Here is a 12,256-nt window from a genome sequence, read left to right on the forward strand (position 1 = left end):
AACCCATAACACCCGTGATATTCATGCGATCGCCTATGATTATGATGCCAAAACATCACTCAGGATGACAACAGATAGATTTGGAACATTACGAAATCCATTGTCATTGGTGAGAAACAGCGTACAGCCTTCAGTGATGGCTGTCGCAGCATGAATAGCATCAGGGGTTTTGAGATTGGTATTAGCCCTTAAATTAGCTGCCGTTCTCAGTACAGATTGAGTGATGGGAACTAGCTGTATATCTGAGGATAATAAAAGTTGTTCGTAGTCACTGACTAAGATAGTGTTAGCATTTTTCAGAGGAAAAACTAAGGTTTCCAGTAACGTCAATTCACTGGTCATAAGTTCAATTTCACCTGTTTGAAACTTCAGCCACAAGGGTAGAAGAAGCGAATAGTAATTCTGGTTAGCTTCAACGGTGTAAATAATGACTTGTGTATCCAAATAAATTGTAGCAGAGGTTGGTAGGTTTAATTGTCCCATGAGTTTTTTTCTTCTTGAAGTTCCCGATCGATTTCTTCAACAGTTCTGGAGACATTACGGCTGCGGATTTCTGTAAGCAATTCCAACACTTTACGCCGTCCGCCTTGAGGCTTTTCTGGTATAATCACAAAAACTTCAACCTCTTCGCCCACAGAACCAGGCGGCACTTGAATTTCAAGTTTATTTCCTGCAAGAACTTTGGTTGTAATCCGTATTGCTGACTGCATATTTCCTCCTTGGCTACGATCAATTTTCCACAGCCCCTAAAGCTTTGAGCGTGGCTTTTTCAACTTCCGTTAAACCCGTAACGCCCGCTATATTCATATTTTCATAAGGTCTGTCACTTTTCAGTATTTTGAGGCACTCACCCGTCTCAACATCCCAAAGTCTAATTGTGCCATCCCGACTGCAAGCAGCAATAATTTTTCCATCTGAATAGGAGGCAACTGAGTTAATTCTACTGGTATGACCTTGCAAAATTTTGAGACATTCACCTGTACTGATATCCCATAATCTTACCGTTTTATCGACACTTCCACTAACAACTATTTCACTAGAAGAACTAAAGGCAACTGAACGTATCCAATCAGTATGCCCCTGTAAAATTTTGAGACATTCACCGCTGCGGACATCCCACAATCTGATTGTGCGATCGACACTTCCAGTGGCAAGTATTTCACCGTTCTGGCTAAAGGCGATCGCGCGCGCCCCACCCGTATGCGCCTGCAAAATTTGGAGGCATTCACCAGTATGGATATCCCACAGCCTCACCGTTCCGTCAAAACCTGCACTGGCAAATATCTCGCCCAAGGGACTGAAAGCAGCCGAGTGTACAGAATTGTTATGCCCGTCCAACGTTTTGAGGCATTCGCCAGTACCGATATCCCACAGCCTCACCGTTTGGTCATGACCTGCACTCGCAAGTATTTCACCATTTGAACTGAAGGCGATCGATCGTGTTTCATTGCCAAATTCTGGCAAAGTATGGAGGCATTCACCACTGCGAATATCCCACAGTTTCAGTGTTTGGTCGTAACTAGCGCTGGCAAGTATTTCACCCGAAGGATTGAAGGCAACTAAGTTTACCCGATCGAGGTGTCCGCGCAAGATTTGGGGGCATCCACCCCTGCTGACATCCCACAGCTTGACTGTTTGCGCGTCATCGCCGCTGGCCAGCATTTCACCGTTGGGACTGAAGGTGATCGACCTTACTTGATTGCTATGCCCTTGCAGCGTATTCAAGCATTCACCGCTGTTGATATCCCACAGCTTCAGCGTTTTATCGTAACTGCCGCTAACAAGTATTTCACCCCCAGGATGGAAGGCGATTGACCCTACTCGATCGTTATGCCCTTGCAAAGTATTCAAGCATTCACCGCTGTTGATATCCCACAGTTTTGGTGTGCGATCGTGACTGCCACTTGCAAGTATTTCGCCATTTGGGCTAAAGGCGATCGACTTTATTTGATCGAAATGTCCCTCCAAAGTTTTGAGACATTCACCGCTACCAATATTCCACAGCTTCACTGTTTTGTCGCCGCTGCCACTAGCAAGTATTTCACCCGCAGGATGGAAAGCTACTGAAAACACGCTTTTAGTATGACCTTGCAAAGTTTTGACACATTCACCAGTACCGACATTCCACAGCCTTACTGTATTGTCGCCGCTGCCACTGGCAAGCATCTCACCAGCAGGATGGAAAGCGACTGACAATACAACTTTAGTATGGTCTAGCAAAATTTTGAGGCATTCACCCGTGCGGATATCCCATAACCTTATCGTGCGATCGAAACTCCCGCTAGCGAGTATATTTCCATCGGGATTTAAGGTGACTGACATTACTGATTCGGTATGTCCCTGCAAAACTTTTAAACATTCACCAGTCTTGACATCCCATAACTCGATCGTTTTGTCATAACTGGCGCTAGCAAGTATTTTGCCGTCAGGACTGAAGGCGACTGACTCCACCACGTTGGTATGTCCTTTACAGGTCAATATTTCTCTGAAACTGCTAGCTTCCCACAAGCGAACTATGCCATCAGTATCACCTGTAGCTAACAGTTTCCCATCAGGGCTAAATATGACCGATCGCACGCTGCTGAAGATTTTAGTAAAATCAGAATTAGCCAAATTAGCTTCAGCAAAATTGACGCGGCGCAGCGTCGCATTTGTAAAATCAGCACCTAAAATAACCGCACGAGAAAGGTCTTTTGTTTCTAACGCAGTGCGATCGATTTTCACCAACAGCGTCGCCGCATTGCCTCCCACATAACCTACCTCACTTTCTGTTTTTCCCCGCGTTGCTTCCACAATTTCCAATAATTCCTCCGTAGCTGCCCCTACATCGAGGCAAGGCCGGCACGAGGACACCGCCCCTACCATTGGTAACAACAAATCCATCACTGCTTTTGTCAGCGGCGCTTGTCCGAAACTCTGACGGAGTTGCCCTAAATCTTCAGCAACAAATCCCTGCAAAGCTGCGATAAGTTCACCCTTATTTCTCTTCTGGGCTTGCAACTGACAATAATTAGACCAAGTATATTTTTGAGGCGCTGCATTACGATCTAAACAAGACTGTTCCGGCGCAACTAATTCGGTAAAATCTGCGGCCAAAACTCCCAATTCCGCTGCAAATTTATAAGCGACAAAAAACTCCAACAGCGAACGGTGCGCCGGAGTATAATCCCCATCTGCATTGCGGATCAGCATCGTTTGACCCATCATGTCGTAGTGCCAGTGGTCTAAGTCTTTTTCCTCTTGCACGATCGCACCAAACAAGCTGCGAATGCGATCGGGAAAACCGCGATAATTCAGGCTCATTTGGTCGGTAGACAGCATTTCCCACGATAACTCGCACAAAAAGTAAAGCTTATCTGCTACAGAAGTAAAAGTACGTTCTGCTTTGATATCTCTCTCTATCTTCCGCCGCACCGCATACAGATATATCCGCGACATATCCACTGGTTTTCCTGCTTCAATATCGGGCAATGCTTCCAAAATTAACTCGGTCATCACCGGGCGACGCGCTAAATCCAATAGTTGCGGGTTTCCCATCACTTTTTCGACAGTCGCAGCTTCTGTTTGAAATGACAGCGCTTGCCGAATTTGCTCGTCATTAAATTTTTCTAGTTCTAATACTTCAAATTGGGGAGTTTCGCCTGTTAAAATGGTTGTTGATGCTTGCAGTTCTGCATTAAACAATGCCCGTCCTTCCTTGCCTTCAGGAAAGTGTTCGGTACGGCAAGTGAGGATGACTTTTGCGCCGGGAACGACGGTTTTTGCTAGTTCCCAGAAGTTGTTGATGGTTTCTTGCCGATCGCACTTAGCGGCCATTTCATCAAAACCATCAAAAATCAGCAGAAACTTGCCCATGCGATTGAGTTGTTCAAAGGCAGAATAACCCGCCAGAGGTATCTCGTGTTTCCGAAAGAAAAACTCGGAAAATAGCGACTCGACGCTAACTGCTTTCGCGTAATCTCGCAAAGGAATTACTAACGGCAAACGCGGACGTTCTATGCCGCGTTTTTGAGCATCTCGGTAGCTTTGCAGTGCCATCCAAGCATAGTGCATTGCAAACCAAGTTTTCCCCGTCCCAAATTCTCCTAAAACTGAAATATGTTCTTTTACTGGGTCATTCAACCACAGGTCAATATAACCTTCGATCCAGCCATCTCGCTCGCCATAATGACTCACGCCTATCTTGCGGTGAGTATCGGGGTCAATTTCTTCTTTTGTACAGGCTAGCGGCACATATTTGGTATCAATTCCTCGGCTGGTAATTTCTGTTTCTAGCCAATTCAGATAAGCGGTAAAATCGGCATCTTGGTCGAGCAATTCATCGAAGGTATAGCAAGCTAGATCGCGATTTTCGGCTTTCTCTACCTCATCCCGCGCCGCGCGACTGATGCGGCGGGCGGTGACTAACCATCCTTCATCGGTGCGCTGTTTTTCCACCGACTCGCGCAAGGCTGAAATGTCCCTGATTCCGGCTTCTCCGGCAATTCCGCGCACTAAAATGCGATCGTACCTGCGTCTCACGGGGACATTGATAATCCATTCAAAATAGTTATCTTCCCAACTTTCATATTTCTCAAACCGATAACTTAATGTTTCAAACCAACCTCGAACTTGTTGCGATAAAATAAAAACTTTAGACTTTTGAATATTGCTTGATTCGGCTGCGGGAAGTGCGGGATAATCTTCAGCTTCCAGTCGTGCAAATTCGGTGCGAATTCCTTCTATGGTGGGGAGGCGTTCGATGCGATCGAGTACCATAGATAGGCGTTTTTGTAAAGAGGCGAGATCGTTTCCCACCATCACCTCGCCAAGGGTTCGCGTCCGTTTGGCGACTTCCATAAATACGGCAGCAAATGCCATAAATTCCCGTCTGGGGTCAATGCCTAAATCTCGAATTTCTTTGCCCAAAGCAGACTCGTTCAGATAATTTTCGCCTGCTTTCACCAGCATAGCTGGGCTGTCGCACTCGAAGGCTTTGCGAAATGCTTCTTTAATCTCTGGTTGCCGAAATAGTTCTAAAATCTGCTTGGGTTTCCCAGCGCCATACTCTACTAAAGTATAAACATAGATTCCCGTGAAATCGGCTGGCGGCGCGTCGGAGTTGAGGTTAAATCTCTTTAATATTTTGATGACTGTTTCGTTGCGCTGAAACTTGTCTTTGATAGTGCCGAAGGGAATGGCTGTCAAGAGACTGATAACTAAGTCGAGACTGATTGGGATCATTGAGGCTTTCCTGTTTATCGGTGGGAGTTATTCTCAAATCGGTAGGCTGTGTCCCTGAAATGCGTTGCGGCAGCAAACTGCTGTAATTTTATCTTAACGCATCAGCCAACTGTCGCGCACTGACAGTCGGATATTTCCACAATCCGAGATTTGCCATATTCCGACAGTAATCCGATAGTCCGAGATTTGCCAGATTCCGACAGTCCGACAGGGGTTTAAACCCCTGTCTCATAGCGAAAGTCCTCTCAAGAGGACTATGGAATCGTATTTTATTTAGTCATTTGATTCAACTCAGATATTCTCTTGATATGCAATAACATTTTTTTGGTAAATTTTAACTCACAACTAGGAGCATTTTGAATAAATTATTCAGTCCTCTTCAGAGGACTTTAGCTTTGAGGCGGGGGTTTCAACCCCTGCCGGACTGTCGGATTGTGCGAAGATCGGAATGCCGGACTATCGCAAGATATATTAGCACCTTTTACAAAAAATGACAATAATAAAACAGAGGAAAAACCGACATATTTTGTAGTAAAATTAACGGTCATGTTAGTTGTTATATCCTGAATGCAAAAGCTAAAATATAGATAACTAACAAATAAAACTTGCTATCTATGAAAATACAATCATCCGTGTTAGTCCACCTCGGATTTGGCAAATATGTACGCTCCGATCGGGTAACAGCAGTAATACCAATTGAAGAAGAACGGGGCCCGGGCCGGCGCACTTTCGTGCACGTAGACGGCGAAGCAGACCCGATCGTTGCTTCCCGCGCCGAAGATACAATTGTTCGCGATTTGGTGCAGGAACCGCGCGAAATAACTCAAGCTCGCCAGCAACAAGAAATCCTCCAAGATTTGCTGGCAGATTTGAACAATGTTAACGTCACCGTGCGCCGCATCAGCCGCGATGAAGGCGGACTCGACCTCGAACGTTTGGAACGCCGCATTCGCCAAATCTTAGACGCATAAAAATAAAAGACCGCCCGCGCGGTCTTTCTGATTCAGTCCAGGATTCACCGATACCTGAGAAACCCGGTTTCTTCCTAGATTTCTCGTCAATCAACGCAAATTTTTCGTAGAAACCGGGTTTCTAGCCCCCACGCTAAGTCATGTGAGTTTTTGTGCGACCAAAAACTTTAAGTTAAGGGTTTCATTGTAACTTCGATGTCCGCTAAACCTGTCAGTTTTTCCACGGGCACCTCTTCTTCAACTCGCGGTATGAAAATAGTTAAACCTCCCGGAATGCACTCAATAGAAAGCGGAGTCATGCCGACAATTTCCCCATCTACTACCACTTTTTGAGGCGGATCGGCACTAATTTTGACTTTTTTGGCCCGCAAATAACCGATGTCGTCGCGATCGCTAGGATTGCCGCTCAAAGCTGTTTGCAACAGGTGATAAGAAGCTGCGATCGCCCCAGCTTTATTTTGAGGCGCCACCAGCGTCACGTCCAGCAAGCCGTCATCAACAATAATCCCCGCCGGGCCTTGAGCTAAAATGGAGGTAGGCGGCGCTGCATTCGCCACTGTCACGGCCACAGCAGTAACGGTGATAATTTTATCTTCGGTTTCGATTTCCGCTTCAAATCTTTCTAAATTGTTTAACTGTTTGATTCCCGACAGAATGTAAGCCAGCATTCCCCAGCGATTCTTCATTTCGCGATCGGCCATTTCGACAGTTTCCGCCTCAAAACCCACTCCAGCTAACAAAACCATCGGCATTTCACCGTTGCACATCCCCGCATCCACCACCCGCGTCAACCCTCCCAAAATAGTTTCGCAGGCGGTTTCAATTGTATTCGGAATGTCTAAAGCATTCGCAAAAGCATTCGCAGTTCCCCGCGAAATAATTCCTAAAGGAATATTTGTGCCGACAATCGCGCCCGCAACCGCTGATAATGTGCCGTCGCCCCCGGAAGCAATAATTGCCTCAACTCCTCTCTTCACTGCTTCGCGGGCGATTTGATCTGCGTCTACTTCTGGCGTTGTCAGCCGAATGTCTAAGTCAATAAACGGCTCTAAAAGTTGCTGAATTATCGCTAAGTCTTGGTCGGGGTCGCTGTGGCCGGCGACGGGATTGAAAATTAGGCAGGCTGAACGTTTCATAGTTTGTAATTGGTAATGGGTAATAGGTAATGGCTGAACTGAAACCCTCGATTTTTTTTCGTTTGTATCGAAGTTTCGATCCCCCTAAATCCCCCTTAATAACACCCACTTTGAGTGTTCTTCTCCCCCCCTTATTAAGGGGGGTTAGGGGGGATCGAGACTCAACTATAACCCTTATTTAGACATGGCTGTAACCTTAAGTTTACACAAATGCAAGGCCCGCCAAACTCCGACAACAACCCTCACCTATTTTTCAAAGGTTTGATTAAGACTTGACAAAAGTCCACTCTAAGACTTCGCGCGGAGCTTTGTGCAGCGCTTCCTTGATTTCCTCGTTGGTGTCGAACTTGACTTTATCCAAGTGGCAGGCTTCGACGTTCACAGTAAATTTATCGTCTTCAAAAGGCCAAGGAGTTACAGTCACGAGTTCGTTGCTGTTCTGTACAATATCGTAGCGCTTGCCGTCGGGACCGACACTAATTTCTAAAGCTCGTTCTCCGGCGGGCAACTCGCGGCAGCAAAGAATTAATGATAGCCGATCGCACCACTGGAAAAAAGCATACGCTGATTGAGCCTCTTCCTTAGAAATCTTCAACTCCTCGCGCCACTTTTTTTGATTTTCGATTTGTTCGTCCAAAAATTCGTCTAGTTCCTTTGACTCTCCCCGCTTGCCTTCATTCAGATAGCTCATGTGCATAGAAATCAGCATTGCTACCCACCTACCGCGATATAGGGAATTCTCCGTCAATCCTCGCATTTTAGGCAGAGAAGTTTCCGTGTCCAAGGTAAAATCTAAGGGCGCGCCCGCTTCAGTCAAGATATTTTCTTCCCACTCTTTCTCTAAATCGTCGTGGTGGGAAATCGCGGCTATGGTTTCGTAGAGGCGAACCGGAGATTTCGATCGCTTCCACTGTCCGCCAAGTTGGGCGGCGAGCAAAGCGTGGGCGCGGTGGTAAATAATTTCCCAGCCGGTGGCGGTTAAGTTGGCAATCATTGAATTTTTTTCCTGAATTAAGTTGAGTGCAAAAATTGAATATTTCCGCGTTTGAGACAGAATCGAGAGAGTTTAAAACTCAGGAATTAAGCCGTTGGCTTCGGGAAAACACTATTTGGCTCGATCGTGAGGACTTCCGTCCTTCTAAAACTGAGGACTGAAGTCCGAACGATCGAACCTAGAAACGAAGTTAAATGACAAAAGGTTCGATCGCGATTTCCTGCCATTTGCCCTCAAATCGTTCGACAACCAAAGGTCTGACTCTGAACTTAGGGGGAGTCCCGTCAAGAACATCAATCCGCAAACACGAATAAGGACGGCGTTTGTGGGAACCTTGACCGCTGCGGCCGACAAATAGCAAAGATTCCGCTACCTGCCGGCCTGCAGTTTCAGAACCGGGTTCCCGCGCCAACCGATAAGCTTCCGGACTCGATGCTTCCTGCAACACCGGCCCTTCCGGGCGCTGGCGCCGCAGACTGTGCCCGCTTCCCCCGCAGACAATCCAATTAATCCCAGAGTCGCCGTGTCCGGTATCCCCAGTCCGCAGGTATTCCAAACAGTGCGCGTGGCCTGTGAGCACCAAATCTACTAGCGATCGCCCCCGCGCCTCCTTCCCAACTGCATCGGCCACCGCGTCGAGTACCTCGCGCAACCGCAACCGCACCGCCAAAGTTTGAGCTTGATTCCACTTTGTCGCCTCGGTTACGTAGGGGGGATGGTGCAGGTAAATTACCCGCCCCCGCACTTGGGAATCGCGCCAAGATGCAATCAGTCTTTGTTTGAGCCATTCGAGCTGTTCGACATCGGTGTCGGCCTTTCTGTCGGGCGACAGTTGTTTGTCAATATCCATCAGGATTTCGTCAACTTGCTCTAATTTGGCGCGCAAGTCGTCTAGCTGTTCGGCTTCTTCGGGAATTTCTGGGTTTAGCCGATCGCACATTGCGAGCATTTCCAATTTTTCTTTTTCCAACTGCTGGCGATCGAGTTCCAAATTTTGGCGGCGAATGTCGCCCTGTTTGGTTTTCGGGATCGGCAACGGTTCGTTGAATGTATTGGAGTCGAGGGCGAAGAAGTCGATGCCGCCGCTGCGAAACGTGTAATAGCGGTTGGGTAAGCGGGTAAAGCGTCCGGGTTGGTAGCGGAGGCAGCGGCCTGTGCTGGTGCTGGCGGTGTAGTGGGCGTCTAGGTGGCGATCGAGTTCGAGAGGCAATTTGTGAGCTTTGAGGTAGTCGAGAAACGCTTTAGCGTAGGCATTTCCGATCTCCGAACCGTGCCAGCCCACATCGAGATCCAATTTGGAACCCAACAGCCGGCGCAGCGGCAAAGCTGTCGCCGACAGAATGCCGTAGAGTACGGGCAAGTCGTAGTAGTCGTGGTTTCCCGGTACTGGCAAAAATGGAAAGTTGAACACCATGCGATCGTAAGCAATCCGAGATGGTTGCTCGCCGCCGACGATAAATTCTCGGTAGGGGCGAATGAAGTTTTGCAAGTAATATTCGCTGGAACCCACGAGATAAACTACATCGCCCGTGTGGAGGAGAAAACGGCAACTTCTCCCCTCGGCCAGCATCAGTTGGGCAACTTGCCGCTGGGGGTTGTGGCCGCGGTGGTTGCCCGTGCCGCTGTCGCCTGCGACTAAAAACGAAAACTCTGGAGTGTCGCTGGTTTGAGTTTCCAACACTATCCTAGTTTGGTCGATTCCCCGATCGGCGATCGGCTGTTCTTGCCACCGCACCCGCTCGTTCATTTTGCGGATTTTGACTGTTATTCGCGGGTCGGACACGAATTTCACGCCACCTAGTCTCCCAAATTGCTGAGTTCCTAGTTAATATTGCAGCGATCGGGCGGGTTTTTACCTCTGTCTAAAAGCTGAAAATCGCCAATGATACCAGTTTCACAAAAGAATGCAACTGCTGCTTTGTCAGCTCCAAATCCTTATGAAGTCTGTCATCCCCAAATCTAAAATCTCTGATCCTATGAGCTCCTGTACCATTGCTGGTATTGTCACCCCGATCCTCATATTCAACTATTCTCGAAAAAGCATCCTGACCCGAAAGCGACAGCCATACTTAATGTCAGGTGTAATTGATGATACCGATCGCCCAACTTGGGCGAATCGCCGCCAAATTTGGATTTTTTAATTCGCCTCTTTCTCCCTCTCCCTCTCTCCCTCTCTCCCTCTCTCCCCCTCTCCCTCTCTCCCTCTCTCCTCCTCAGACCGCGCTCTGCAATTTTTCACTCACGAGCGATGGCACGATCGCAGCGCGTTTTGATACCATGCAATCAAGCCCAAGACAATCAGGGAATGTAGTGGAGGTGCGTAAATGGAGCTTTTCGGAGAACAAAAACGGTGTCTGGATGCTTTGGTAGCGTCGATCGAGCAATTGGGAGGTCGAGTAGACATTCCCAAGCTCGAGCAGATAGCAGAGCTAATCATTCAAACGATGAGGGGGCCTTGGCGCTACTTTCACACGTCGGAACACATTTTTGAGGTCGGGGGGTCAGTCGATCCGATCGAGGTGCTGGCTGCGCTGTTTCACGACCTCGTGTACGTGCAAGTCGATCAGGGCGTCAGTTTCAATATTAGTAGCGCCCTTTGTCCTTTTGTCAAAGAAGTGCGATCGCAGTTAGTGATTAGAGATGAAAGCGAACTCCCCGACGATGCCATGTATCACCTCGTGGCCTGTGTCTTTGGGTTTGCTTCCGGTAAAACTCTCTCTCCGTTTGCCGGCCAAAACGAATTCTTGAGTGCCGTGATTGCTGGCAAATCTTTGGAGCCTTTTTTGCCAGCGAGCAAAATCGCCGAAATCGCCGCTTGCATCGAGGCTACTATTCCTTTTCGTCCGCTTTCGCCCAGCGGTTTGAGCGCGATCGAACTTTTGCACCAGCGGTTGGTAAGTGTCAATCGCAATTTTGATTTCGGATGGACTGATGCCGAAACCGCAGAAATTGTCAAGCGTTCTGTCAGGTTAGCAAATCGGGATGTAGAGAATTTTGCCTCTGCAAATTCCTCTAATTTCTTAGACAATACCTGGAACTTGATGCCGGAAACCAACCACGAATTGAGCAATGTCAATTCCTATACAGTTGCCGGATATCGCAAGTCTCTGCAAAAAATGGAAGGATTTTTGAACTTCCTCAAACCCGAACTGGTTTTCCAGCAGTTTAGGCAAGAGCCGGACGATGAAACCTACGCTCACATGATTGCCCAAACTCGAAAAAATATCGCAGTTGCTAAACTTTATCTGGGTATCAAGCTAATTACCATCGCCATTTTGGAAGCTCTTTCCTACCGTTTGGGGCGCGACATTCCCCTTTCAACGATGATGGGAGAATTGCGCGCACCTGGATTTAAAACATCAGTTTTGGAGGATTATTTGCCCAACCGACAAATCGCCTACCCCTTAGAAAGTCAGTTGGAAAAAGAGGTTTTAGATTTGTTAGCAATAGGACGCAATCAAGAATCTCCCTATGATATTAAAAACTCCCCCGTGGCTACGTTTATTATCAAATCTATCGGCTTTGCGGAAACTGACAACTTTTTGAAGAAAGCTCAAGAGTTTTTTGCCGGTCATATTTCGTCAGAAGAGTTTCTCTCTTACTGCGCTCCCGATGTCATCGACACTATCTCTTCGGGAGTTATGAAACTCTTTGACAGCAGGAAGACGGCTTTAGGGAAAGTTAAGTTAGCTCACCAAACAGTTTCTTAGCAGATGTTTGGAAAATCAGGACTTACGCAGAACCTATTTCTGTAAGGTGCACCGAAGAGCATCCAGCGCAAGCTGTGCTTTTATAGTGCCAGCTTGCTCTTGCACAGCACTTATTAGACCTCTTGCATAAATCTTTAGATTGATAGTTGACACTCCCCTGGAAGACAGCCGAGGGGATTCTTGATTCGCAGAATCGACTTGCCGATACAGAATTACTTCAAC

9 protein-coding genes are annotated in these 12,256 nt (G+C 47.4%); 2 read left to right on the forward strand and 7 right to left on the reverse strand.

The genetic code is table 11. The annotated features are described in order from the left end of the window. Window positions 1-39: 39 nt before the first annotated feature. Genes QUB63_RS34030 through QUB63_RS34040 form a run of 3 tightly spaced genes read right to left on the reverse strand, consistent with a single transcriptional unit; the run spans window position 40 to window position 5,223 of the window. Window positions 40-483, reverse strand: a complete 444-nt coding sequence (locus tag QUB63_RS34030) for a type II toxin-antitoxin system VapC family toxin (protein WP_332949803.1) — start codon at window positions 481-483, stop codon at window positions 40-42. Next, the gene (locus tag QUB63_RS34035) at window positions 471-710 is read right to left on the reverse strand and encodes a hypothetical protein (RefSeq protein ID WP_332949804.1); all 240 of its coding nucleotides are present in this window, start codon (window positions 708-710) and stop codon (window positions 471-473) included. The genes QUB63_RS34030 and QUB63_RS34035 overlap by 13 nt, the downstream gene beginning before the upstream one ends. A 19-nt stretch (window positions 711-729) precedes the next feature. Next, on the reverse strand, window positions 730-5,223 hold the full coding sequence (locus QUB63_RS34040) for an NACHT domain-containing protein (RefSeq protein ID WP_332949805.1): 4,494 nt from the start codon (window positions 5,221-5,223) through the stop codon (window positions 730-732). A 614-nt stretch (window positions 5,224-5,837) separates the two neighbouring features. Here QUB63_RS34040 and QUB63_RS34045 point away from each other — a divergent pair. Further along, a complete protein-coding gene (locus QUB63_RS34045; RefSeq protein ID WP_332949806.1) occupies window positions 5,838-6,194 on the forward strand; it encodes a hypothetical protein in 357 nt (118 codons plus the stop codon). A gap of 167 nt (window positions 6,195-6,361) precedes the next feature. Here the strand turns inward: QUB63_RS34045 and QUB63_RS34050 are convergent, their stop codons facing one another. The 3 genes from QUB63_RS34050 to QUB63_RS34060 all read right to left on the reverse strand — a co-directional run bounded on the left by QUB63_RS34050 (window position 6,362) and on the right by QUB63_RS34060 (window position 10,071). Then, window positions 6,362-7,354, reverse strand: a complete 993-nt coding sequence (locus QUB63_RS34050; RefSeq protein WP_332949812.1) for a YegS/Rv2252/BmrU family lipid kinase — start codon at window positions 7,352-7,354, stop codon at window positions 6,362-6,364. 241 nt (window positions 7,355-7,595) lie between these two features. After that, a complete protein-coding gene (locus tag QUB63_RS34055; RefSeq protein WP_332949807.1) occupies window positions 7,596-8,324 on the reverse strand; it encodes a DUF3891 family protein in 729 nt (242 codons plus the stop codon). 190 nt (window positions 8,325-8,514) lie between these two features. Then, window positions 8,515-10,071, reverse strand: coding sequence for a metallophosphoesterase family protein (locus QUB63_RS34060; protein ID WP_332949808.1), 1,557 nt, complete (start codon window positions 10,069-10,071; stop codon window positions 8,515-8,517). 577 nt (window positions 10,072-10,648) lie between these two features. On the opposite strand from QUB63_RS34060, the gene QUB63_RS34065 reads away from it, so the two are divergent. After that, window positions 10,649-12,034: a hypothetical protein gene (locus QUB63_RS34065; protein WP_332949809.1), complete on the forward strand. Its 1,386-nt coding sequence runs from the start codon at window positions 10,649-10,651 to the stop codon at window positions 12,032-12,034. 33 nt (window positions 12,035-12,067) lie between these two features. On the opposite strand, the gene QUB63_RS34070 is transcribed toward QUB63_RS34065, so the two are convergent. After that, window positions 12,068-12,256: hypothetical protein (locus QUB63_RS34070; RefSeq protein ID WP_332949810.1), on the reverse strand; the 189-nt coding region annotated here is incomplete at its 5' end.

Origin of the sequence: Microcoleus sp. ARI1-B5, assembly GCF_036705795.1 — a bacterium.
Classification (GTDB): Bacteria; Cyanobacteriota; Cyanobacteriia; order Cyanobacteriales; family Microcoleaceae; genus Microcoleus.